This window comes from Streptomyces graminilatus (assembly GCF_001418565.1).
GTDB classification, from domain to species: Bacteria; Actinomycetota; Actinomycetes; order Streptomycetales; family Streptomycetaceae; genus Streptomyces; species Streptomyces graminilatus.
In genome coordinates this window covers 1-24,195 of sequence record NZ_LIQQ01000506.1, presented here as the reverse complement: position 1 = coordinate 24,195, position 24,195 = coordinate 1, and the positions used below count along the sequence as shown (strand labels likewise).

Here is a 24,195-nt window from a genome sequence, read left to right as displayed (position 1 = left end):
CCCCTGCCCCTGCCCACCACCCAACGCCCCCGCCTGCAACGCGGGCACGAGCCCGGCGCTAAGGAGGGAGGACTTGCCGGCACCGGAGGCGCCAACGAGCATGACGAGACCGGCGGTGGTGGTAGTGCCGGTGCCGGTACTGGCGGTGATGCCGGAGCCGGAGTCGGAAGTGGCCGACGCGCGACCCATGGGGCCTGTCGGTCCCGTTGCCTCAATCGCGCGGAGCTGGGCGACGAGGGCGTCGGTGCTCCGCTGCCGCCCGAAGAACCACCGGGTGTCCTCCTGGCGGTACGCGGCGAGACCCCGGTAGGGGCACACGCCGCCAGGCACGGCCGGAACCTCGGGGGTGGAGGGTTCCTCCTCACCCGGGGACCCGGTGAGGCCCCGTTCGCCGCCGACCGGGTCGGCGACGGCGCGCTCCCACAGGTGCTGCCACTGGACCATGTCGTACAGCCCGGGAGAGACGGACACGGGCCGGTCGCGCCGGGCCAGCGGGACGAGGACGCTCAGTACGGCGGCGAGAGCGGCGAACTGGGCGGGCACGTTCTTGGCGCGCCTCCAGTCGCTGATCCGCTGGACGGAGACCCGCACGGGACGCCCACGCTCGTCGATCCGCTGCAACTGGGCGACGGCTTCGGCCACCCGTTTGAGGGGAGGATTACCGGCCTCCTTGTACAGCAGCGAGAGCCGCTCCGCGAAGGCCGTGCGTGCCCCTGAGTCGGAACTCGAGGTCTCCACCCCTTTTTCCCCCGTCGCTTCCCCCGCGTGGTCATCCGGTGCCGTCCGGACCGGAAAACCCATTCTATATGGCTGACCTGCGGATAAGCCGTCCGCCCGACACCGGAACCTCCCCTCCCGGAGCTCCGGATGGCAGGATCATGCCGCAGCAAGGAACCAGCCACGCGGTGTCCACTCGGACCACTGGCGCGGCGATCCCGAGGACGACCGGGGAACGGAACGTTCCCGGCAGGTTCGGCGGGACACCGCCGGACACCGCCGACCGGGGCCGCCGCCGGCACCACACGGCCCCGAGATCCGCGAACCCGGCACAGTCCGGATTCCTCCCGGATCCCCGTACATCGTTCGGCACCGGTCCCCACGTGGGGAGGGACCGGTGCCGAACGGCGTTGGGGCGCCCGCGATCCTGCCGGTGCCGCGGCCCATGAGTGCTCCGACGAGTCCCTGTAGATGGGCGGCATCTACGCTGCTACCGACTCGACTTGACCCAACTTGAAATAACTTAAATTAACTTGATCAATTTTGACCCGACTTGACCTGCTGCGGGTGCCGTCGGAACGGCAACGCTCGCCGAAGGAGGCACGGTGCTGGGCCTGCTGGGCTTCTACGACGAACTGGACGACCGCTCCGGCCGACCGAACGGATCGATACGCGATGCCGTCCGGCCCGTAGGCGCCCCGGACGAGACGGACCTGGTCGCCTACCTGGACACGGGCCATGTCCTCATCCACGTCATGGAAGCTGGACACGACGTCATCACGGGCAGCGCCCACCGGCACTCCCAGGGATGTTCGTCCCTGCTGACCGACGGTGTGTGGCTGTGGCGGAAGGACTTTCCGCACTACGTGGAGACGCATCACGTCGTACTGCCGGAGGCGTTCGCCGAACGAGTCCGCGCCCTCGACTACGAGATGCCCGCCATCTCCGTCGAGCGGTTCGCCCCGCACTACGACGAGACCATGCCACTGATCGGCTGGGCCACGGCTGTCCCATGGCGATCGACCGCGACCACGCTCGTACCCGAACCACGAACGGTGACCAGCGAGGCCGAGTTCGACGCCGCGACGCGGCCCGGGGCCCGGAAGCGGCGCCACGGCGGCGGTAACAGCCGACGCAAGCCCCGGCGGACGTAGACATCACATCGCTGTAGACATCACATCGCTCAGGACGAACAGCGGTCGGTCGCTGCTGCTCGCGGGTCGGGTCACACCTTCTTGACGACGATCGAGGCCGCCGGCGGATGGCTCGGCGCGCGTGCTCTCTCCCGCTCGGACGCGTGAACGCACTGTGCGGAGGACCGGTTTCGGTCATTGGCTTGCTCCGGGCTCTACTCGTGCCGCGCTTCGTTGGCCAGACTGTCGGACACGACGACGCCTCGGGGGAGGGAGCGTGCATGGCGGCTCGGCGTGGACGAGGTGCCGTCGCGCGAAGGCGGAAGGCCGCCCGGTTCCGGCGGGTGGCCCTGTCCGGCGGCGCGGTGACAGTCCTCGTGGTGGCGTTTTGGTCCACGGTCTGGCCCTACCTCGTCTGGGCGCTGGTTCTCGGAGGCACGGGTGGCACCGCCTGGTGGCTCTGGCGTACGGACCGAAGGGTCCGCGGGCGGGACCGCTTGTGGCGGCAGGCCGACAGGGTCGAGAGAGGGCGACGCACACTCGCGGAGATGGACGCGATGACCGGTACGGAGTTCGAGGAGCGGGTCGCGGCCCTGTGCCGGAGGGACGGGTGCACCGGCGTACGTCGCGTCGGCGGCGCGAACGACAACGGAGCCGACGTCGTCGGCCGTCTCCCGGACGGCCGGACCATGGTGATTCAGTGCAAGCGCTACGCGCCGACCAGGACGATCGCGAGCCGCGAGATGCGTGACCTGCTGGGGGCCAGGGTGCACTTCGGGGCCGATCTGGCGGTGTTCGTGACGACCACGCGGTTCAGTCGGCCTTCCGAAGGGTTCGCCGTACAGCACGGCATTCTCGCTGTGCACCGTGACCACCTCGGGCTGTGGAACAGCGGAGCCTCGCTGCTGTCGCTCGGTGAGGTGAACGGTGGCGGACAGGGGGATCCTCGGCACCGGACGCGCTGGAGGCAGGCGTACGGAGAGTGAGGGTGCCCGCCGGATCAGGACGCGGGCCTGCCCTCACCTCCGCTGCTCGTCCGTCTCGTACAGCCGCCAGGCCGGCCATCGAGCGGCTTCGACTGCGCCGTCCCCACTGCCCAGCAGGTTCCGCCGGTGCAGCATGAGCCGGAGGTGGCGTGCCGCGTCGGCGCCCTCTTCGACTCCTCTGTCGAGCAGTACAGCTCTGCGGGCGGTGTCACCGGCGCCTCCCACCAGAGCGTCCACCGGATGCCCGTGAACGGTCTCGCCCAGCGTGACAGGGACTCCCCCCTCGTGGGAAAGGACCTGGAACAGGCGTTTGAGCAGCACATCCTCCCCGCTGTCCCGCGGGGGTACACCGTCGCGCTCCGCGGTCTCCAGCAGCGCGGCGGCCACGCCTCCCCGTTTCCGCCAGAGCTCCTTGTCCCCCACCACGATGAGGTGACTTCGCGCGCGGGTGACGGCTACGTTCCAAAGGTTCAGCTGTCCGCCGACCCATTCGACGGCACCGGGGTGCATGCCGTCACCGGCGACAAGGGTGAACACCATGACATCGCGTTCGCCGCCCTGGAAGGTGTGGACCGTACCGATGCGCAGACGCTCCTCGTCGTAGGGCCGCAAGCGGCTCCGCAGCGCTTCGGCTTGTGGTGCGAAGGGAGTGACGACGCCGACGGTGGCTTCGGGCGGCAGCTGTTCCAGCAGGTAGTTGACGCTGTCGTGCGCTTTTCGGATCTCGTCCTCGTTGACCCAGGAGCCACCCAACCGGGGGCGGGTGGCCCGTCCGGGCACGTCGGTCCAGATGACGGCGGGACGCTTCAGAGCGGGCCGGCCGCGGGTGTCGGTGAGGACGGTCAGTCCGCCGTCGTAGAAGAGGTCGTTGGAGATCGCGGCGATGTGCGGGTGGCAGCGGAAATGTTCGTCGAGAAGCAACGTGCCGCCCGCGGAGCGTTCGGCGGCGTGGAAGGCGGAGTGGCGCCGGTAGGCAAGGCGGCGTTTCTCAAGCCACTCGGACCGCAGCCCGTTACCGCGACGAATGAGCGCCTCGCGGTGCGGGCTGGTCTTCGTGATGTGCGTGAGCTGCATGGGGTCGCCGATGACGAGGGCGCGCCGCGCGCGGAAGAGCAGCGGCAGGACATGCGGGATCGCGCACTGGCTGGCCTCGTCGATGACGACGAGATCGAACAGGGCCGGGCCCAGGGGGAAACGCCGGGCGGAGAGGCTGGTGACGGCCCACCCGGCCACCGCGGGCGTATCCGTCGAGCCGTCCGAGCGGCCCAGGACCCTCCGCATCTGCGGCCAGTCGCTGCGACCGGCGTCCTGAGCGGTCAGCAGATCGAGGATGCGACGGCGCCCGGCCCAGGCGGCGGCTCGCACCTTGGTGGCGAGGAGAGCGCGTGAAGCGTCCTGAACGCTGTTCTCGGCGTCGCGCAGTGCGCCCGCGAGCGCTGTGTCGTCCACGGATGCCGCGTGCTCGCGCCCGTCACGCCACTCTGTCTCGGCCGCGGCGAAGCCGGCGAGTGCGAGGCAGCCCGCGGCGGAATCGCCGTCGTACCCGTCCAGACCGGCCCCGCGCAGGAACCGGGCCCGACGCCACGACCCGAGGAAGCGCGCGCGGGAGAGGCGGCGCGCCTTGTCCTCCAGCTCCCTCGTCCGGGGCGGACGACCGACTAGGCCCTGGAGTTCGGCGACGGCGATCCCGAGCTGCTCCGCGTGGTGGTCGCGGGCCTCGCCTGCCCGGCGGAGCCGCAGCTCCGTCTCCGCGATGTGCGCCAGGTCCCGCCGTACCTCTGTCAGACGGTCTGCGGCCAGGGTGGCCTCCATGGACGCCGTGGCCACGGTGGACGACGGCTCCGGGCCGGTGCGCAGTGCGTGCAGCGCGGCGGCCTCGTGCTCCGCGTTGCTCTTGGCGTTGCTCTTGGCGTTCTTCCGCGCCGAACCTGTCCGTACGACGCTGCCGGGCACCAGTGTGTCGCAGCGGCGCCAGACCTCGTCCACGGCTTCGTTGTTGGTGGACGCGACCAGTACGGTCTGACCGGCGGAGATCGCGGTGGCGACGAGATTGGCGACCAACTGACTCTTGCCGGTGCCGGGCGGGCCGGTGGCCACCGTGAGTCGGCGGGTCATGGCGGACCGGAGCACCGCGGTCTGCGCCTCGTTGCAGGGCAGTGGCGTCACGAGGCGTGCCGGTTCGGGCTCCGTGTGGCCGAGGGCCCGGTCACGCTGCGAGGCTTCGGGCGCGAGGGCCCCGAGGGCGGTCTTCTCGATCTGGTCGGTCTGCTTGGAGATGTCGGCGAAGTCGTTGAGCAGGCGCTTGGTGAAGCCTGTCTGGGGGCGCGACGAGAAGAGGACCGCGGTGTTGCGGGCACCGTGGCCGGGTGTGCGGATGTCGATGCGGTCGGCGAGCCGGTCGGGCTGGAGCTCCTGCACACACGGCAGCTCGAACTCCTGCGTAAGGAGGTTGCGTACCTCCAACGCCATACGGTCGTGCTGCCCTCGATGCCAGGACGGCTGGAATGTGTCGATGAGCTGGGTGGCCTCCTCCTCTCCGAGCCAGTCGAGAGCCAGCTGAGGATGCGGCTGGACCGGACCGTACGGCTTCAGCCTCGCCTCGCCCTCGCCGTGGACGATCTCGACACGGCGTACCAGAAGCGGCGCGAACTTCGGGTGCCGCCAGGGGGTTCCGGAGCGCGGCCCGGTGAGGACCACGGCCGGGTAGCCCGCCCAGAGCTCCGCGTCTTCCTCGGCCGCCGAATCCACCAGCGAGGCCGCCTCTTCGGGGAGCGCGGTGCATCCGTCGTCGTCCACGTCGCCGGAGATGAACCTCTCCGCGCCGTCCAGGCATACGTACGACGTGTTCTGGTGGCCCACCTCCATCAGAGGCGTCTCGGCGCCCTCGGCCAGAACGCACTCGCGGTAGTAGTCCAGCAGGCCGGCCCAGGAGGGCTGCGTATGAGCGGACTTCGCGGCGTGTGGCTGTGGCGGCGCCTCGGCGCCGGGGCGGGGTCGCGGACTGAGGGGATCGAGGATGGGGGCCCGGCCGAACGGACTGTCCGCGATGACGATTCGGTCGTCGACGCCGAGCGCGGACTGCACCGGCACCTGACGGCCACCGTCCTGGGCACGCATACGCCGGTTCACATAGTGGAACAGGTCGCTGACCTGTACTTCACTGCCGCCGTCCTTGCTGACCTTGCCCGTGCGCAGCGCCTCGATGACCTCACCGGTGAACGCCGACGGCTTCACGTCGTCGCCGCCGCCCGCGTCGGCGAACGAGTCTTCCCCGGCCCGCGAGGACGACAGGACGTACACACCCCTGCTGGTCAGCGGGGGCTGCTCGCCGGATTTCGCCACGGCGCTGCCAGTTTGTCGATCCGACGTACGCAACCCCATGGCGAACCCGCCGCTACGACAGCAGTCGATCATCACGATCTTCTGCGGTGCGACGCACTCTTCCAGCGAATCATTGAGGAACCCGGCGCTGACACCCGTCGCGGCCACTGTGTCGAAGTCGGTGTCCTTGGCGACGAAGTGGAACTCGCCGCCGTCACGCACCGAGCGGACACCATGTCCCGAGACGTACACGAGTGCGAGCTCGTCCTCGTCGCGATCCTGAAGGAACTCGCCGATGACCGCCCGCATGTCGTCTGCGGTGAGATCGGATTCTGTCTGGACGGAGTGGAAGTTGCCGATGTTTCGGTGCTTCAGGACCTGGGCGAGTCCCCATACGTCCGCTCGGACGGAGGCAAGTGACGAGAAGCGGCCGTCGTCATAGTGCTCGTTGCCGATCAGAAGAGCCCGGCGCTTATGGAGGCGGCTCACGCCGCGCTGTCATCCGGTGCGGGGCCGTTGTCGCCGGAGATCCGGTCCTGGAATTCGCGGACCATGCGTTCCTGCGCGGCGTCAGGGCGCCCGGTGATCTCGACGGAGTCGCCCGCGATGGTGACCACGACCCTGCGGTGCCGTTCCTTGGCGCACCACTCCTTGATCAGGGTGATCAGGACCTGGGACGCCGGGCGAGCGACAGCGGCAGTGGTAGCGGCCCAGAGAGCCACCTCGCCCGCGCCCGTACCCTTACGGCCCGGTTCGGCGGGCCCTTCGGCGTCCTCAATGCCGACGACGAGACCGTCTGCCTTCACCAGGCAGTCGTGCAGATCCCGGGTGAGGCGCTCCTGCCGGAGTGTGTCGCCGCCTGTGGGCACGGTGAGTGTCCACAGCGGTCCCCCGTCGCGCATGTGCTGCTCCTCGTGTTCGCTTATTTGCTTATTCGTTCCGCTGGGCGACTCTGGCACGAGGACGTTCGCTGGTGACAACCCGCGATCGAGAGAAGGGGCGGCATCCGGCCACCTCGCACGTTGGAGAACCGGCGTCTCAACCACCGACCGGCGGCACCGGGGCGATCGCAGGCATCGAGGCGGGGGAGACGCCCTGCCTGGATCCCGTCGGCGCTGACAGGCAGACGTCCGCATCCCAGGGATGACGGTCTCCTTCAACACCGGTGACGCCACCGCATGGACGGCATCGGCCAATCGGCCGGAGTGCAACCGCCGAGGCCCGCACAGACGCCCCAGCCTCGCTGAACCACTCACTGTCGACTGGCTGTTCGAGTACAAGGACCGCTCGACCGGCTACTCCCGCTTCCTCACGCTTGACATGGGCTTTGGCCACAGGGGCCGAGTCGGACAGGCGTGGATCCATGCGGCGAAAGGCGCCGAGCAGCCTCAGTGAGCTTGCCAAGCCCCGAAAACCACTCAGGGACCCGACCCGCATTGCGGATCAGGCCCCTGACCTGGTGTCTTACTGTCGGGGTGGCGGGATTTGAACCCACGACCTCTTCGTCCCGAACGCGGTCAAGGGCCCTCGTGACGTGGCAACCAAGGTATCAGTGCTGCTCGTTCGGCTCCGGGACTGTCCACCACTGTCCGCGACGGTCTTCGTGCGGCTGCACCGTTTGGCCCCCTGTTTGGCCCCCGGGGGGCGGGCTTTTCGGCCCTTGGAGGCTGATGGTTCGGGCGCGCCGCATGCGCCTCTGGAGCAGGCGCTCCCAGGCTGCCCCACGGACGGCGGGCCCAGGCGCGTGGCGCGCCCAGTCGGCTACCTACGGATGTGCACCGTGATCTGCCATCCAGCGGCAGCGGCGACGATCGCCATCCCGAGCGGTACGTTCGCGGTGAGGCCGATCACTGAGCCAGCCGCAACACAAAGGGTTGAGAATCCGATCTGAGCCCAGGCCAGTGCGCTTCCGTCGGCCTCAAGAGACCCGGTCGGTGCCGTCGAGTGGTCGTGCTGTCCGCCCGGTCCTGGGGTACGTTCAACAGTGCTCAATGTAGAAGTTCCTCGCTTCTCTGGGGAACCGCAGGCACCAGGGCGCTGTGCTGCCAGGCTGGTGGCCCTGGCGCCTGCGTAACTGTTCGCGGGCGGGGGCCCGTTACACCTCGTAGGCCCTTGCCGCTCACCACAAGGTTCCCCTCTGACTCCCGGCTGGTCGGGTAGACTGTCGGACGGATTGATCCTCATGGCTGCTAAGTTGACATTGATATAGATGAATATGCATGACCAAGACAGCATGCGGATCAATCCGTAGCGCTCAAAGCGTGGGGGAAAGTTGCCGCCGAAGGACGGGAAGGTCGAGGTTCGGCTAGAGACGCTACGTGCGCTACGGCGCGGCGAGTTGCCGGCCGTCACGGCTGAGGCGTTGCGTCTCTGGCAGGAGGGGCATCAACCAGCCGACATTCGCGTGCGGCGCGCGTACCTCCGGAACGACAAGATCGAATCGGTAGAGGACGAGCGGAAGCCCTTGCCGATGGAGCAGCGCCCACTTGCAGCGCGCATGATCACCCCCAAGGGGGTCGCGCTGAAGCTGCACCTCATGATGTTGTTCGCCGCGCAGTGCTCTGCCAAGCCCGGGAAGGCGTGGAAGAACCCGTACCCCGTGGAGCCGACGCCGCAGAGTGATCACTCATGGGTGGGGTTGACCGCGACCATTGCCAGATACCGCGGTCCGGGCATCCAAGGCGCCTCGGTTGCGACCAACAAACGGCGACAGGTCACGGAGGCGCTGAAGAAGTTGGAGGGGCTCAATCTGATTCGTCCCACCAAGGGCCCCGGCCGTGGGCGGCAGGGATTCGACTTGTTGCACGAGAACGGGAAGAGCACGCCGGCGGCCGGAGTGCCGTATGTGGTGCCGACTGACGCCGAGCCGTTCGTGGAGGTTCCCCGAGAGTTCTTCACCGAGGGGTGGGTGCACGTCCTCACGACCAGTGAGATCGCCGCGCTCCTGATGTGGCTTGATGCTCTGAAGTACGACTGGATGGGGACCGCTGACCCATCGCTGTTCGTAACGAAGGTGACGAGCGCGGTGCGGCAGGGGGCTTACGGCCTGGGGCGAGAAGCCTATGAGACGCATCAACAGCTCGATGCATTTCAACTGCTCGATGTGCTCCGGCCAGAGAAGCGTCACGACGACGGTAAGTGGCAAAAGTTTGCCCAGGACAGTAGCGACCTGGCCTGTCACCGTGTCGCGTTGACCCCGAGCGGGTTCAGTCGAGATGCCGGAGAGGTGGTTCAAGAAGTACTGCAACGCCGGGATGCCCGGGGGGACTGGTCGCGCCCTCCGTTTGCAACCCGGCGCTACTGGAAGATTGTGCTGCGTAAACCCGAGCGCGGCCCGGACGATCAACGCGAGGGAGGGCTGAGCGATCTCGACCTCGAACGGAAGCATGGGATGGTTGTCGACAGTCATGAGTGATGTGGCGTAGGACCCTCCACCCGCTACGTCACGCCCGGGACTGTCCACCACCGTCCGGGACGGTCCTCGCGCGGCTGCACCGTTTGGCCCCCTGTTGAGCGGTTGTAGGGGTGTGCGTCCCCGGCCGGCCCGTGGTCAGCGCCTTCCCTGTCAACTTCTCCGGGCCACACCGCTCAACGTCGTTGCGAGTGTGTGATTCACGGTTATAAAATAACCGCTATGCTCACACCTGAAGACGCGTCATTCATCACGGCCGCCACCGAGGGCCTCTCTGAACCTCTCTACGCTGCGCTTGACGATGGCTACACTGCCGCGCACGCGCACTTTGACGAGCACGGCATGGTGGGAGATGGCTACTCGAAGGGGCGGACCGACCTCGCTCGGGACCATGCGCGTCGGTGCGTGGAGCGTCTCCATGGTGATCGGAAGTATCTTGGTGGGTGGGAGCCGATCAACGGCTCCAGCGGACGGTTCCACCTCCGCAACAACATGCTTACTCTGCGTATCCTCCATGCAACGCCCTACGACCTGATCCCTGCCCCGGGGCGCAACAAGGCTCGCATCAGCTACTACTACAATCGAGCGGTTGACCTGTTCGGCGTTGAAGCGAGCAACCTCCTGGCAGTCTGGCTGTCGCCCCGTGAAGAGGGCGGGGAGATCTCTGTGCGCATCGTGCGTCCGATCGGGGAATGGAAGCCCGGTCGGCCGCCGAAGTTCGACCTCGATTTCGAGCTGCCGCGTGAGACTGAAGCGTTCACGGACTGGGAGTTCGTGCCGGACGACAAGGGCATTGTGCTGCCCTTCGAGTTCGACGAAGACGAGCGCGAAGAGGGTGAAGGAAGTGGTGCATGATCCTGCGGAGCGGATCAGGACGCTCCGGCTCCTCATGGGCTTGACCCAGGGGGAACTGGCTCAAGCCGCAGGCGTGTCTCAGCCGATGATCTCGCAGATCCAGAAGGGCACCAAGGGTGTCACGGACGAGCTGTTGGGGCGGATCGCTGAGGCAACGGGAACACCGCGCTCGTTCTTTGATGTCGACCCGACCGACTTGCCGACTGACACCCTTCTGTTCCGTAAGAAGGCAAGTGCATCAGTTCGTGAGGTTGGTCGGGTCGAAGTGACTGTTCGGGAAGCTTATCGGGTTGCAGCGCGACTCCTTACCGAGACCCGAGTTCGCCGAACAACCTTGCCAAGACCGGAAGGGGAGATTTCCCCTGACGCCATTGAGGATCTTGCCTCTGCCACGCGAAATGCGTTGGGGATTGCTCAAGATGGTGTTCTTGGTCACGTTATTCGATCCTGTGAGCGTGCTGGAATTCCGGTCGTACCTCTTGTGCTTGTCGACGCTCAGGGGCACGGGGAAGATATCGTTGTCGGGCACTCCGGAGTCTCCTGTTGGCGGGGGCAGTCAGAGCCTTCTCTAATCAGCTACTTCTCGGCCGGCAGCGGCGATCGGCAGAGATTTACGGTTGCTCACGAGCTTGGGCATCTAGTGCTGCATCCGGCAAGGAGAGCGGAGCTTTCTCCGAAAGAGGCGGAGTTGGAAGCTCATCGGTTTGCCGGGGCTCTCTTGCTTCCCCGAATGCGTGCTGACGAGGCATTCTCTGGTCCTCTAATGCTTCGGGACTTCGCTGCGCTTAAGAAGCGTTGGGGTATGTCCATTCAGGCGCTAATCCAGCGAGCGTATGACTTGGGATATGTTGATAGTGAGCGCAAAGAAAGCCTATATAAGCAGATTGGTGCCCGAGGGTGGCGCACTAGCGAGCCTGTTGCTGTCCATCCTGAGCAGCCATCCTTGATGAGAGCCATGCTGGCTCGCCGTTATGGTGAGCCGCCCGCTGTTCTTCAAGCGTCGGAAGACTTGGGTATTCACCCTGTTCTAATGAGATCGCTTGCCCCAGAAAGTGCCGCTAATCCGGCTGCGAAACATGGGGCCAACGTCATTAGCCTAGGTGAGCGTCGACAACGTGTGGCTCGCCTCAAGGCATTATAGAAATAGGGGCCCGCTCGAAGAGCGGGCCCCTATTGGGTATCTTTCGATAATGGAATTTTCCAGGAGCTAGCGAGGCATGAAGCCTGGCCTTTGTTCGGCGAGCGAGTAAAGTCGCGCCAGGTAGTCTTGCGCCGCTGGCTCTGAGCTGTAACGGCGCCTCATCTCCGCAGCGAGTTCCCGGCTGGTCATGATGAGCGACGGCACCGACTGCCGGTCCCCTTCGAGGGCGCGCGCTCCCATGATGAGTGCCTGCTCCAAGTCGCCCTCACGCGCCGCCGTGACTCCCAACGTGACGCGGGCTTCCGCGTTGCGCATCGGTGACCGCTCGGTTCCGTCGAAGTCCGTTCCCGCCCTCAGCACCTCTTCGGCGAGGGTGCGCGCGAGCTTGTCCTCACCGACCAGGCGGTAGCAGTCCATCGCGTAGAAGTCGAACTTCGCGGGGTCCACCACGAAGTGGTTGTCCAGGTTCTCGGGGTGCGGCATCGCTTCGAGTGTCCGCCGGCCCTTGTCGAGGGCCACCTCGACTTGCCGGCGGTCCCCGAGCCGCGCCCATGCCTTGGCTTCCTGCGCAGCAAGCTGCACAGCCACGCCGTGATGTGGCGCCGCTTCAGCTCCGGCCCGCGCTGCCGAGATCACGCCGCGGTAGTCGCCGGTTGTGAGCGCGAACCAGGCGCGCATCTCGTGCGCCCACCCTGCCACCTCTGCGTGGTCGGCTTCGGTCGCCAGGGAGAGGGCGGCGCGGCGCGTTGACTCGGCCGCGTGACGGTCGCCCGTGTCGTACTCGACACAGCCGACCAGCAGAGCGAGCCAACCGGACAGGGCGAGCACCTCGCGGTGCTGTGCGAGCGTGAGGCTCTTCGTGTGAAGTTCGACGACACGACGAAGCCACTGCCGCCCCTCAATGAGAAGTTGTTCGCTCGGCATGAATGGGTACTCCGACGCGAGCCGGTCGGTCGTGATCCGCAGGGCATCAAGCGTGGCGTTGTCGACGTCGGACCGGTTCAGCCGGCTCACGATCTCCAACGTCTCCATTCCGCTCGCCGCCAAGATCTCCCTGTCCCCATCGCGCCTTGATGGCGCAGGGAAGAGCGCGTGTGTCACCGTGCCGAACAGGGCCGCGATGATCGGTTGATAGAAGTCGTTCGGCATCTGGCCGGACTCCCAGCGCTTCCACTGGCGGATCATGCTGTCTTCCGCCGGTAGCTCCGTTGGAGCGTGCGCCCGTAGAGCCCTGACTGCGTCACGCTGCGACCAGTCGCGCGCCGCGCGTTCAGCCGCGATGCGTCGCGCCCATGCGGGCCTGTCGTCGGTCATGCGCCCTCCTCCGAGTACCTGCTCCGAGTCTCGCGCGCGAGCCGGGGGGACAGGGAAGGTGACAGGGGGGTGTCACCGGGCATGTCCCCTCCCCTGCTCTGCCGTCCCCGGGCTGTCACTTACCTCACAACTCCCGTTCCACGCATGCTGGTTGCAGATCACGCACCACCCGGTTCGGGGCGACTTTCGAGAGCTTCGACCCTGCCGCGAAGTTCCGAGACTTGGGAGGTGAGATGTTCGAGCCGGCGCAGCACTTCGGGAACGTCGACAACCGCGTCGGTCCCGCTGCCTTCGCCAGCCTGCTCCGGGTCGCGGGCATAGCTGCCCCGCGACGTCGTCATGATGAGCCCATCCTCACGGAGGATCGCAAGGGCCCGCTGCACTGTCATTCCCGAGATCTTGAACCGTTCGGTCAAGTCTCGCACGGAGCCCACATGCCCTCCGGGCTTGATGTCACCACGCAGGATCTCTTGGCGCAGGATGTCGGCCGCCTGCTCGGACTCTGGCCTTGGGTCGTCTTTCGAGATTTCAGCGCTCATCACGCCATCGAGCGTACCCACCCCTAGTACGACCTAGCACGAATCTGTGGCGACCTCTTGCGCCGTGGTGCGTGCTAGTACATGCTGTTACAAGTTAGTACGGCAAGCCCGGAAGGGCTCAGCCGGCTGTACCCGTAAGCGCTTGACCTGCAAGACCGCACGACCAGGAGCCCCGCATCGGACGGGGGGAGGCGACCCGGCGCCTTGGCATTCACCGGAGGGCTTAGACCGAAAGGTCACGTCTCCATACGCCTACTTCGAGGCCGGACAGCTCTACCTGACACGGGAGCGCGGTCGCGATGAAGGAGACACGCACCACTTCAACTTCCGCGCGGGACGGCCGCGTCTCACCACTTCACTGCCGCGGCCGTTCCGCCTGTTCGCGCACGTCGTGTCCCACTCCAACAAGCCTTTGGGGGCTTACCCATGACCGAGCGCATTTTCGACTCCGAGACCTCCGGCCCGATCGTGCTGGGACTGTCCCTGCCGGTTGGCAGCGTCCGCGTTCAGGTGATCGAGAACCTGATCACCGCCCGTGTGGTGCTGCGCACCGACGACAGCACGGGGCCTGCGGCCGACGCGATCAACCGGGCTCGTAGCCAGCAGAACGGGCAGGCGTTCGGCATCGAGGTACCGGAGATGCCGAACGGCGTGGTCGTGCAGGGGCGCCGCGGCAGCGTCATTCAGAGCGTCGGCACCATGAGCATCGTGGGCGGCACGGTCCGGATCAACGGTCGCGTGGTTTCCGGCGGCATGGCTGACATGCCGACCGTCAGTCCGATCGAAGCCACGGTCTGCCTGCCTGCTCAGTCCTCCCTTGCGGTCGTCTCGCAGTCTGCGGACACCGAGGTCTACGGCTACGTCGACCGCATGGAGTTCCGCTCCATCTCCGGTGGCCTGGGGGTCGATGGCGTCCGTGAGCTGCGGGCCAACACCACCTCTGGGGATATCCGCGTCGGTCGGGCCACCGAGCAGATCAACGCGCACTCGGTGTCCGGCGACATCAAGGTGCGGCTGTACGACGGTCGCAGCGCCGCCCTGAACACCACCTCTGGGGATGTCGAGGTACAGGCCACCAGCGGCGCCGCCGGGCACGTCAGTGCCCACAGTGTCTCCGGCGACGTCGAGGTTACCGGCGCCCGCCACCTGAACGTGTCCGCCGACAGCGTCTCCGGCCGCGTCCGCAACCGCTGATCGCTCTACCGCCCCGATGGTCGCACGGGCCGTTCGACTCGGTCCGGGGGCGCTTTCCCCTGTCGCCCTGCGGCTTGGGTTCTTCCGGAGTAGCCGCCGTCTCACCAAACGCCTGCGGCTGCTCCGGCTCCATGTCCCTCCCACTCAGGAGCCTTCCATGCGTACGTACATCGGCCGCCAACAGGCCGTATCCGCTGAGGACTTCGCGGAACTCGCCCTCGGCACCCCGGTTGAGCTGTGGCTCGGGGTCGAGGGTGAGAGCGACGAAGAGCGTGCGGCCCGTCTGGACGCGGCGCGCGACATCCTCGCTGAGCACCCCGAGCTGCCCGATGACCTGGTCCGTATCGCGGCCGAGGTTGTCGAGGCACACCCCGAGTTGTTCGACGTCATCCCCCTGGTTCGGTTCGCCGGCCGCCGCCGCTCTGTACGGAAGGGAGCGGCGGCATGAGCGACGACCTGAACTTCGACGACCGCATGTTCCTGGAGAGCCAGGCCGTCTACGAGCAGATCACCGCCGGACAGGTGGCCGACGTTCAGGCAGAGCTGATGAACGCACAGCTCCGAGCCTCCCAGGGCGGTGATGCGGCATGACTGCCACAACGACCGCCCTTGCGGCGCCCCCGTCCGGGGTGCCGCCGCTGACCAGGCCGGAGATGGGTCTCGCCGGAATCGCCGCGCTTGCCGCGGCCGGAGTCGGTGCGCTCGGTCTCATCTCTTCCTTCGACGCCGTGTCTGCTGCTGCGGCCCGCTGGGGATTCGGCGAGCCGTGGATGCTGCCGGTCGGTATCGACGTGGCCATTCCGGTGTTCACCGTGGCCAACCTGCTGTTGATCCGGATGGACATGGCGCTTGCGTGGGTCCGGTTCGTGCCGTGGGTGCTCACGCTCATCACGTGCGGGCTGAACGTTGCGGCCGGACAGGGCATGTGGGCCAAGGTCGCGCACGGCACCATGCCGCTGCTGTGGGTGGTGTTCTCCGAGATCGGCGCGCACATCTACGCCGCACGAATCGGCGCGGCCACCGGTCGGCGCATGGAAAAGATCCGGTTCTCTCGGTGGCTGCTCGCGTTCCCGTCGACGTTCGCTCTGTGGCGTCGCATGACGCTGTGGGAGGTCACCTCCTACTCGGAGGCACTGACGCGGGAGAAGGAACGGCAGTTGGCCCGTGCGGACCTGCGCGAGCGGTACGGCCGCAAGTGGCGCTCGAAGACCCCGCGGCGCGAGCGCGTGATGCTGCGCATGGGCGAACTGGCCCCCACCTCCGAGGAGGAGGCGCCCGCCGTGCCTCCGCCGGTACCTCCGGCCGACCCCAAGCCGCGCCCGCGCCGGCAGACGAACGCCAAGGCAAAGGCCAAGCCGCAGCGCACGTTTGAGGAACTGCTCACGGAAGGACGCACGGCCACCGCAGGGTGGGCCGACTCGGAGCTGACCGCGGATCGCATCCGTACTGCCGTGCACGTCTCGCAGGCCAACGCTCGCAAGCTGCGCGACCTGTTGCAGACCGAGCGTGCCGACGGCCGCCCGCTGCACTCCGTGAACGACTCGGAGGGCGACGGCACAGCGGCTGAGGCTGCGTGATGTACGGCAAGTGCTTCGACCCGACCGGCGCGACGTACGGACTTCCTACGTACCCGTGGCGCTACGCCCCCGACGGACTCGCCACCAAACGGCAGTTACGGGCCCGCGGCTTACGGCCCGGCGGGCAGTCGATCGCGGCACAGATCATGCGCCCGCGCTACCAGCGCGGCCCGCTGGTCGCCTACCTCTACCGCGTCGACCGCGCCAAGCCCGTCCGGCCGATGACACCGGGCAAGCGGGCCGCGCTCGCCAAGGCGATGCGCGCCCGCCGTACCTGTCCGGCCTGTCGACAGGACGCGGGATACGTCATCCCCACCTCGCTCGGCACGTGCGTGCCCTGCGCCTACCCCGAGGAACAGCGCGCCGCCTGAACACTCCCGGTCGCGAACGGAGTTCCGCCATGAACGACACGCCCGACAGCGCTTCGGCCGGCGCTGACCCGATTGAGCGAATGGCCGCCCTGCCCGTCCGTACCCGCTGTATCGGGGTGGACGCGGTGGCCGGTCGGTTCCACCTGGCCTGGGACGCCTCCTGTCTGTCGTGGGTGCTGGCCCATGACGGGAACGTACTGGCGATGCAGGAAGGGTTCCCCGTCGGCAAGCCCGCACTGCACGCACGGCTCGCACGAGCGTGGGCGGATGAGCTGGTCGGCCCGCAGCCGTGGCAGCGGCCGGAGTACCCCACCCTGCTGCCCGTGCCGCGCTCTTCCTGACTCTGCCTCAGCCACCGAGGAACAGCGCCACATCCGCGCGGGGGCCGTCCGCCCACCTCTCACAGCGACGGCCGGCCCCCGCATTTCCTCCCCTTTGGAAGGACTGTCAGTGAAGCACCCCGACGACGACAACGAACTTTTCAACCGACTCGAAGCAGAGATGAGCACCGACCCCGGGGGAGAGGTAGTCGACCTTGACAAGGCACGGTCGGCCCGCATCGGGTCGGCCGACCCGACTGCCCGACCCGATGCCGACCCGTCGGCCGACTCCAACCCGAGTCGGTCGGATGCCGAGTTGGCCGACCCGACCACGCGCGTCACGGTCGACCTCCCGACCGCGAAGGCGGCCGGTCCGGGCTACCTCGGTCGGCTGCTCGCCGCACAGCGGCGGCCGGTCGTTCCGCTGTGGCTGAAGTCCGTGCCGGAGCTGAAGACCGCTACGGCGTGGGTGGCTCGGCACTACGCCCATTCGGTCGGCTACCACGCGCTGCGCTCCCCGGTCTACGCCGCTCGCCTGACTCTCCAAGCACCCTCCGGTGCCGCGAAGTTCGTTGGCGGCACGATGCGGTGGGCGGCCGACCGTGAGGGTGAGCCTGTCCGACTCGCCGCGGTCCGGCGCGAGGACGCGGCCGAGTACCTGAAGCTGTCGCGTCAGCGCGACGGACGGGTCCGACTGCGCGCCCTCGTGACCGTGCTCGCCATGTTCACCGGGCTCGGTTCTGCACTCGCCATCTACGTGCTCGCCCCTGCCTGGCTTCAGGCGGTGTCGGTGGGCGCGGTCGTCATGGCGCTCGGAGTCGCCGGCCGCAAGGCGGACGCCCCGGTCGTTCACCGCGCGGTGGAACTGCGCAAGGCGGTCAAGCTCACCTCAGACATCGTGCTGCGGTCGCTCGGCTCGCTCGGCATCCCCGCCATCAACCAGGCGCAGGGCAAGGGCCGCGACGGGTTCGAGTTCACCGCCCCGATCACTCGCGACGGTCCGGGATGGCGTGCGGAGGGCAACCTCCCGTACGGCGTCACGGTCACGGACATCATCGAGCGGCGCGAGCGGCTCGCTTCCGGGCTGCGCCGCCCGCTGGGCTGCGTGTGGCCGGAGGCAGTGCCTGACCAGCACACCGGGCACCTGGTGCTGTGGGTCGGAGATCAGGACATGTCCAAGGCCAAGAAGCCTGCGTGGCCGCTGCTGAAGTCGGGCAGTACGGACCTGTTCAAGCCGGTCGCGTTCGGCACTGACCAGCGCGGACGCTGGGTCGAGATCACGCTCATGTACATCGCGGCCGTCATCGGAGCGATTCCGCGTATGGGCAAGACCTTCCTGCTCCGTCTGCTGCTGCTCATCGCCGCGTTGGACCCGCGGGCGGAACTGCACACGTACGACCTCAAGGGCACTGGCGACCTGGACCCGGTGGGCGAGCGCGTCGCCCACCGCCACCGCGCCGGCGACGAAGAGGACGACATCGAGTACGCGTTGCGCGACCTGCGCGCGCTGCGCGAGGAACTGCGACGCAGGGCCAAGGTGATCCGCTCTCTGCCGCGGGATATCTGCCCCGAGTCCAAGGTGACGTCCGAACTCGCCAACAAGAAGTCGTTGGGGCTGCACCCGATCGTGATCGGGGTGGATGAGTGCCAGGTCTGGTTCGAGCACGAGAAGTACGGCAAGGAACTCGAAGAGATCTGCACTGACCTGGTCAAGCGTGGTCCCGCTACCGGGATCGTGCTGCTGCTCGCCACGCAGCGGCCGGACGCGAAGGCGCTGCCCACGGGCATTTCCGCCAATGCGTCGGCTCGGTTCTGCCTGAAGGTCATGGGGCAGTTGGAGAACGACATGGTGCTGGGCACGTCCGCGTACAAGCGGGGCGTGCGCGCCACCATGTTCTCTTGGGGAGACAAGGGCATCCACTACTTCGTGGGCGAAGGCTCGGATGCCCGGATCGTCGGCTCTGTGTACGTGGACGCGCCCAACGCGGAGAGCATCGCCGCACGCGCCCGCAAGCTGCGCGAAGCTGCCGGCACCCTGTCCGGGCACGCGCTCGGGGAAGAGCCGGAGACGGACGCGAGCACGTCGTACGACCTGCTCGCCGACATCCTCGCGGTCATCCCTGCCGATGAACCCAAGGTGTGGTCCGAGACCGTCGTGTCCCGGCTCGCCGAACTGCGGACCGACGTCTACGACGGATGGACGCCGGAGGCACTGGCCTCAGCCCTGAAGCCCCACGGCGTCTCCACTGTCCAAGTGGGCCGCCGTGTGGACGGCAAGGTCGTCAACCGGCGCGGTGTCGACCGCTCCCACATCGTGGCTTCGATTGCGGAGCGTGACGGAAACCGCGACGCGGGATGACCGTCCGGGGCCGCTAGCGCTAGCGGCACACACCGCTAACGTTAGCGGCTCCGCTAGCGCCCCAAACCTGCTCTGATCAGGCCGCTAGCGGATAGCGGCCCACCTGCGGAAACCCCTGAAACCCGCCTGGAAGGGCCCGTGATGACCCCTGCCCTGCTCGCTATCACTCTCATGCTTGGCGTGACACTGTGTTACGTCGCTGTGTGTGCCGCCTCCCCGTTCGGCAACTGCCGCAAGTGCAGCGGATGGGGCTTCCGGATGAAGACCGACCGCAAGGGCCGCATGAAGCGCGGGAAGGACTGCCGCCGCTGCAAGGCGACCGGCAAGCGCATACGCGTCGGCCGCTGGCTCTACAACCGGTGGGCCCGCGTCTACCGCGCCGGCACCGACGAGCCGCGCTCGGGGGTGTCGCGATGACGTTCACGGTGTCGGCCGTGCTGCTGTTCGGCATCGCCTCTGTCTTCGCCATCAAGACCAAGTCGACGGGCGGCGGCGCTGCGGTGGTGCTGTTCCTCTTCGGATTCTTCGCCGCCGGTACCGGCGCGTACGAGCCGATTCACGACCTGGTCGTGTCCTTCGCCCGGTTCCTGTCCTCGCTCGCCAACTGACGGGAGAGCTGCCATGAACGAACCCATCGTTGCCCGCCATTGGCTCGCCATCGCGACCCCCAAGGCGGCGCCCGCGCTCGCGACCACAACCGTGCTCGCGCTGGCCCGAATCTGGAACGCCAACGGTGCCGAACACTCCGTTGGCAACGCGGTGTTGATGACCGCGCTGTCTCTCGCTGCCGCGGCGGCCGGCGCCTGCGCGAGCGTTGGTCGTTCCGGAGACGGCACCGTTGCCGGTACCGCGTTCGCCGCTTCCGGCGCGCTCGCGTTTGCCGGGGTCGCTGGGTACGCCGACGGTCTGCCCTTGCCGCTGCTGCTGTGGTCGGTGGCCACCGCGGGCGCGTACGGACTTGCCGCCCGCTACTGGCGTCGCGACCGCCGGGACACAGTCGCGTACGAGCGGCACGTGAACGATCGGCGCGAGGAACGCGCCCACATTGAGCGTGTCGAGACGATCCGCGGCACGACGCAAATCGAGGTGGCCCGTACCGGCGCCGCCTACGCCGAACAGCTCGCACAGGCACTCGTCACCCGTGCCACCCTGCCCGGCTTCGACCCGCGGGCCCTCGAAGTCGCCGGCCTGCCGGAACTGCCTGCCGTTGACACTGCTCAGGAGCGCTGACGCGATGACGTCCCGTAGTAGGAAGAAGCGGCAGTCGGCGGACATGTTCCCCGGCATGGCCGACCGCATCGACGGCACACCGCCCAAAGCCGAAGCCGAGCCGGAAGCCCTCACGTTGGACGAGGCGATCGCGAAGTCTCACGCCATGGTGGACAAGGTCCTTGCTACCCACCCGGTGGTCGCCACCATCGGACTGTTCTCGGGTGGCAATGACTCCGTGATCGTCAACCACCTGTTCCGGCAGCGGGTGGATGCCATCGCGCACGTCAACACTGGCACCGGTGTCCCGGAGACCACCCAGCATGTGCGTGAGGTGGTCGCCGCGTGGGGGCTGCGGCTGCATGAGCTGCATCCCAAGAACAGTTACGCGGATCTGGTGTTGGGGCGGGTGCTGTCCACTCGCGGCAAGAACATCGGCCGTCAGGTTTGGAAGGGCTTCCCCGGACCGGCCGGGCACTCTGTGATGTACCGGCGTTTGAAGGATGAGCCGTTGCAGCGGCTGCGTGCGCAGATCGTTGGCACTCAGTGGCGCACCCGCAACGTCATCTACCTCGGGGGCATGCGGTGGGCGGAGACCGACCGCCGGTTTCGCAACGCTGAAGAGGTGGACCGGGAAGGCTCGCTGATCTGGGTCTCACCCATCGTGCACTGGACCGATGCTCACATGCGCGAGTACCGGGCCCGTCACCGCTGCGACCTTCCGCACGAACACGCCCCGCACCGGATGTGTCACCCGGACGCGCTGCCGCTGAACGAGGTGACCGTTCACCTGCACATGTCGGGGGAGTGCCTGTGCGGGGCGTTCGCCAAGCCCGGAGAGCTGGACGAGATCGAGTTCTTCTACCCCCACGCAGCGAAGCCCCTGCGGGAGCTGGAGAGCGCGGCTGAAGCCGCGGCACTGCCCGCATGTATATGGGGTCAGCGCCCGCCCGGCGAGCGCACCCGTAACCGCCCGGCCGGGCGGCTGTGCTCCAAGTGCGTCGACACCGAAGGGCAGGCCGATCTCCTCGCGGAATGGCGTGAGAGCGGCCTGATTACGGCCGACCAGTACGACACCTTCACCCGCCCGGACGTTGCATGATTCGCCGTCTGCTCGCCTGGCGCCGCGCGGCATGGGTCTCGTAGCCCGTCGGCGGGTGCCCGCACGGCCACGTCCACCCCGAGTAAGCCCATGGGGCCAAGCACCAGTAGCAACCCCCCGAGGCGGGCGCCGTCTCACCACAAGCCTGCGCCCGCCCCGGTTCTCCTGTCCCTCCAACAGAACAAGGAGACCTCAAGCATGACCCAACGTCGTGCATTCGGCGAGGGCCGTCCGGCCCATGCCACCCCATCGAGCGGATTGGCGGTGGCCGCATGAACCGCCACCTTCTCTACGCCGCACTGGACGCTGCCGAGCGAGGATGGGCCGTCCTCCCTCTCCGTCCCGGCGACAAGCGCCCCGCCCTCCATGGTGAAGACGTCTGCCCCGGCATCGGAGACTGCGCCGGAGGACACCGGAAGTGGGAAGAGCGCGCCACGATCGACCCGGACCGCATCCGTCGGGCATGGGGCGACCTCCCGTTCAACGTCGGCATCGCGACCGGCCCGTCCGGGCTTGTCGTCGTCGACCTCGACATGCCCAAGCGCAAGTGCAGTACGGACACGCCTAACGGCGTGACGACCTTCACGGCGCTCTGCGAGCGCGCCGGGCATGCCGTCCCCACCACGCGTACGGTGCGGACCGCGGGCGGCGGGGTCCACCTGTACTTCGTGGCGCCGTCCGGTGTCCGGCTCGGCAACACGGCTGGACGGCTCGGCAAGCGCATCGACACCCGGGGATGGGGCGGTTACGTCGTTGCGCCGGGCAGCATCACCAGCGCGGGCGCGTACGCGATCGTCAACGACGTGCCGCCCGCGCCCCTGCCGGATTGGCTGTGCGCCCGCCTGACGGTTCGTCAGGCTTCGCGGGCACTAACGGCTGCACCATCGGCCGTACGAGCCTCTCGCTACGCGGCAGCGGGCTTGAACGCGGAAACCGCGAGCGTTCGCACGGCGCCGGAGGGCGAGCGCAACGCCACGTTGCTCCGGGCGGCGCGAGCCTTGGGGCGGTTCATTGCGTCGGGCGACCTTCCCAGGGAGCAGGTTGAAGAGGCTCTTCAGTGGGCGGGGGAGCAGGCCGGTCTCTCGCCGCGGTCGTGTGAGGCGACCATTCGCAGTGGTCTGAACTGGTCGATTGCTCGCAACCAGCACCGGAGGGCGGCATGAGCGCCCCTACTCGCCCCCTCCTGAAGAGCCTTCCCGCTCCCCACTCCGGTCCGGCCGTGGGCGAGCCGACAGGCGCCGCCCGCAAGGGCGTCCGCACTGCGGTTGGTCCTGACTCGCAGCAGGGAGATGGACGGTACGCGGTCGCATGGCTGCGCATCTCCGCCCCCGGCCGCGCCGTACCGACCGCCACCTCGAAGTGCCTGTGCGGCAGGAACCGCAGCGCCGTCGGTCACACGAAGGTGCTCGCCCTGATCGAAGACCACAGCGCACACCGCGACGTATGCCCGCTCCGCACCAACCAGGAAGGGAGGCAGGCGGCATGAGCGCCAACCCGCCGGCACCCGTCATGGACGGCTCCGTACTGCTCGATGAAGTGGAGTCCTTCCACCGTCGCTTCAACATCTTCCCGCTCGAAGCTGCGTACGTCGCCGTGACGCTGTGGGACGCGCACGCGCACCTGCTCGACTGCTTCGACTCCACACCACGACTCGCGTTCCTCTCCCCGGAGCCGGGGTCGGGCAAGTCCCGCGCTCTGGAGATCGTGGAAACCCTCGTGCCGCAACCGATGGTCGCGGTCAACGCATCCGCGTCCGCACTGTTCCGCGCGGTGTCCGGGATGGAGGGACGGCCGACGATCCTGTTCGACGAAATCGATACGGTCTTCGGGCCCAAGGCCGGAGAGAACGAACAGCTCCGGGGCTTCCTGAACGCAGGCCACCGACGCTCCGGCGTCATGTGGCGCTGCGTGGGCGACGGTTCCAATCAGCAGGTACAGGAGTTCCCGTCGTTCTGCGGGGTCGCGGTCGCGGGGCTCGGCTCGCTGCCCGACACGATCCTGACTCGCTCGGTCATCGTCCGCATGCGGCGCCGCGCACCGAACGAGCAGGTCGAACCGTTCCGTCAGCGCATCCACGAGAAGGAAGGACACGAACTGCGCGACCGGCTCGCCAATTGGGCGCAGTCCATCCGCCACCTGGTCGACGGAGTGTTCCCGGAGCTTCCGGAGGGCATCAGCGACCGGCCCGCGGACGTATGGGAGCCCCTGCTCGCCGTGGCCGATGCGGCGGGCGGCACGTGGCCGGAGCGGGCCCGCGCCGCCTGCATCGAGCTGGTGAACGCGGCCAAGACCAGCGACAAGGGCAGCGTCGGCATTCGCCTGTTGATCGACCTGCGCGACTACGTGTTCAACGGCATCGACCGTCTGCCCACCGTCGCCATCCTCGACAGGTTGCACAGCCTCGAAGAGGCGCCGTGGGCGGACATGAGCGGCAAGCCGCTCGATGCCCGCGGCCTCTCGCGGATGCTGCGTGAGTACATGACCGCGGACAACGCGCCGATCGCGGCCCGCAACATCAAGGCCGGCGGAAGCGTCATGAAGGGCTACTACGCGTCCGATCTTCACGACGCGTGGCAACGCTACTGCCCTCCCCCTGCGGAAAGTGCGCTACTTCCGCTACCTCCGCTACCGGGCAGGTCAGAGCC

Annotated in this window: 24 protein-coding genes; 19 read left to right on the top strand and 5 right to left on the bottom strand. The window is 67.7% G+C overall.

All coding sequences use genetic code 11. The features are described 5' to 3' along the window. Positions 1–738 (bottom strand): nSTAND1 domain-containing NTPase (locus AOK08_RS34450; RefSeq protein WP_055533332.1); only part of this gene is annotated, 738 nt, incomplete at its 3' end. A 584-nt stretch (positions 739–1,322) separates the two neighbouring features. On the opposite strand from AOK08_RS34450, the gene AOK08_RS34445 reads away from it, so the two are divergent. Together AOK08_RS34445 and AOK08_RS34440 are read left to right on the top strand one after the other, a co-directional pair. Then, the gene (locus AOK08_RS34445; protein WP_055533330.1) at positions 1,323–1,871 is read left to right on the top strand and encodes a hypothetical protein; all 549 of its coding nucleotides are present in this window, start codon (positions 1,323–1,325) and stop codon (positions 1,869–1,871) included. A gap of 260 nt (positions 1,872–2,131) precedes the next feature. Further along, a complete protein-coding gene (locus tag AOK08_RS34440; RefSeq protein ID WP_241827213.1) occupies positions 2,132–2,836 on the top strand; it encodes a restriction endonuclease in 705 nt (234 codons plus the stop codon). 33 nt (positions 2,837–2,869) lie between these two features. Here the strand turns inward: AOK08_RS34440 and AOK08_RS34435 are convergent, their stop codons facing one another. Both AOK08_RS34435 and AOK08_RS34430 read right to left on the bottom strand, forming a co-directional pair. Continuing rightward, positions 2,870–6,646: a caspase, EACC1-associated type gene (locus AOK08_RS34435; RefSeq protein WP_055533328.1), complete on the bottom strand. Its 3,777-nt coding sequence runs from the start codon at positions 6,644–6,646 to the stop codon at positions 2,870–2,872. After that, positions 6,643–7,059: a hypothetical protein gene (locus tag AOK08_RS34430; RefSeq protein ID WP_055533326.1), complete on the bottom strand. Its 417-nt coding sequence runs from the start codon at positions 7,057–7,059 to the stop codon at positions 6,643–6,645. Before AOK08_RS34430 ends, AOK08_RS34435 begins: the two co-directional genes overlap by 4 nt. A 1,370-nt stretch (positions 7,060–8,429) precedes the next feature. On the opposite strand from AOK08_RS34430, the gene AOK08_RS34425 reads away from it, so the two are divergent. The 3 genes from AOK08_RS34425 (at position 8,430) to AOK08_RS44000 (ending at position 11,565) form a co-directional block, all read left to right on the top strand. Then, positions 8,430–9,572, top strand: a complete 1,143-nt coding sequence (locus AOK08_RS34425) for a hypothetical protein (protein WP_198539481.1) — start codon at positions 8,430–8,432, stop codon at positions 9,570–9,572. A gap of 219 nt (positions 9,573–9,791) precedes the next feature. After that, entirely contained in the window at positions 9,792–10,424 is a 633-nt protein-coding gene (locus tag AOK08_RS34420) for a hypothetical protein (RefSeq protein WP_157876917.1), read from the top strand. Further along, on the top strand, positions 10,312–11,565 hold the full coding sequence (locus AOK08_RS44000; protein WP_338400165.1) for a helix-turn-helix domain-containing protein: 1,254 nt from the start codon (positions 10,312–10,314) through the stop codon (positions 11,563–11,565). Before AOK08_RS34420 ends, AOK08_RS44000 begins: the two co-directional genes overlap by 113 nt. A gap of 66 nt (positions 11,566–11,631) precedes the next feature. Here the strand turns inward: AOK08_RS44000 and AOK08_RS34415 are convergent, their stop codons facing one another. Together AOK08_RS34415 and AOK08_RS34410 are read right to left on the bottom strand one after the other, a co-directional pair. Then, positions 11,632–12,879, bottom strand: a complete 1,248-nt coding sequence (locus AOK08_RS34415; protein ID WP_055533322.1) for an NsdA family TPR-like regulatory protein — start codon at positions 12,877–12,879, stop codon at positions 11,632–11,634. Positions 12,880–13,037: 158 nt separating this feature from the next. Beyond that, entirely contained in the window at positions 13,038–13,418 is a 381-nt protein-coding gene (locus tag AOK08_RS34410; RefSeq protein ID WP_157876915.1) for a GntR family transcriptional regulator, read from the bottom strand. A 468-nt stretch (positions 13,419–13,886) separates the two neighbouring features. Between AOK08_RS34410 and AOK08_RS34405 the strand changes: the two genes are divergently transcribed. The 14 genes from AOK08_RS34405 to AOK08_RS34345 all read left to right on the top strand — a co-directional run. Beyond that, a complete protein-coding gene (locus tag AOK08_RS34405) occupies positions 13,887–14,612 on the top strand; it encodes a DUF4097 family beta strand repeat-containing protein (protein ID WP_241827212.1) in 726 nt (241 codons plus the stop codon). Between the two features lie 157 nt (positions 14,613–14,769). Further along, on the top strand, positions 14,770–15,060 hold the full coding sequence (locus tag AOK08_RS34400) for a hypothetical protein (protein ID WP_055533317.1): 291 nt from the start codon (positions 14,770–14,772) through the stop codon (positions 15,058–15,060). After that, the gene (locus tag AOK08_RS46135) at positions 15,057–15,203 is read left to right on the top strand and encodes a hypothetical protein (protein WP_157876914.1); all 147 of its coding nucleotides are present in this window, start codon (positions 15,057–15,059) and stop codon (positions 15,201–15,203) included. Before AOK08_RS34400 ends, AOK08_RS46135 begins: the two co-directional genes overlap by 4 nt. Continuing rightward, positions 15,200–16,189, top strand: coding sequence for a DUF2637 domain-containing protein (locus AOK08_RS34395; protein WP_055533316.1), 990 nt, complete (start codon positions 15,200–15,202; stop codon positions 16,187–16,189). Before AOK08_RS46135 ends, AOK08_RS34395 begins: the two co-directional genes overlap by 4 nt. Then, positions 16,189–16,560 carry an RRQRL motif-containing zinc-binding protein gene (locus AOK08_RS34390; RefSeq protein WP_055533315.1) on the top strand — a complete coding sequence of 124 codons (372 nt, stop codon included), beginning with the start codon at positions 16,189–16,191 and terminating at the stop codon, positions 16,558–16,560. The genes AOK08_RS34395 and AOK08_RS34390 overlap by 1 nt, the downstream gene beginning before the upstream one ends. A gap of 29 nt (positions 16,561–16,589) precedes the next feature. Further along, entirely contained in the window at positions 16,590–16,901 is a 312-nt protein-coding gene (locus AOK08_RS34385; RefSeq protein WP_055533314.1) for a hypothetical protein, read from the top strand. Positions 16,902–17,010: 109 nt separating this feature from the next. Continuing rightward, positions 17,011–19,239, top strand: a complete 2,229-nt coding sequence (locus AOK08_RS34380) for a cell division protein FtsK (protein WP_198539480.1) — start codon at positions 17,011–17,013, stop codon at positions 19,237–19,239. 141 nt (positions 19,240–19,380) lie between these two features. Beyond that, entirely contained in the window at positions 19,381–19,656 is a 276-nt protein-coding gene (locus AOK08_RS34375; RefSeq protein WP_055533312.1) for a hypothetical protein, read from the top strand. Next, a complete protein-coding gene (locus tag AOK08_RS34370) occupies positions 19,653–19,847 on the top strand; it encodes a hypothetical protein (RefSeq protein ID WP_055533310.1) in 195 nt (64 codons plus the stop codon). Before AOK08_RS34375 ends, AOK08_RS34370 begins: the two co-directional genes overlap by 4 nt. A gap of 13 nt (positions 19,848–19,860) precedes the next feature. Further along, complete coding sequence (locus AOK08_RS34365) at positions 19,861–20,469, top strand: hypothetical protein (RefSeq protein ID WP_055533308.1); 609 nt, start codon at positions 19,861–19,863, stop codon at positions 20,467–20,469. A 55-nt stretch (positions 20,470–20,524) separates the two neighbouring features. Next, a complete protein-coding gene (locus tag AOK08_RS34360; RefSeq protein WP_157876913.1) occupies positions 20,525–21,550 on the top strand; it encodes a phosphoadenosine phosphosulfate reductase family protein in 1,026 nt (341 codons plus the stop codon). 272 nt (positions 21,551–21,822) lie between these two features. Next, a complete protein-coding gene (locus AOK08_RS34355; RefSeq protein ID WP_055533304.1) occupies positions 21,823–22,713 on the top strand; it encodes a bifunctional DNA primase/polymerase in 891 nt (296 codons plus the stop codon). Next, positions 22,710–23,036: a hypothetical protein gene (locus AOK08_RS34350; protein WP_157876912.1), complete on the top strand. Its 327-nt coding sequence runs from the start codon at positions 22,710–22,712 to the stop codon at positions 23,034–23,036. The genes AOK08_RS34355 and AOK08_RS34350 overlap by 4 nt, the downstream gene beginning before the upstream one ends. After that, the coding region (locus tag AOK08_RS34345) for a DUF3631 domain-containing protein (RefSeq protein WP_055533301.1) at positions 23,033–24,195 on the top strand (1,163 nt) is incomplete at its 3' end. The genes AOK08_RS34350 and AOK08_RS34345, both read left to right, overlap by 4 nt.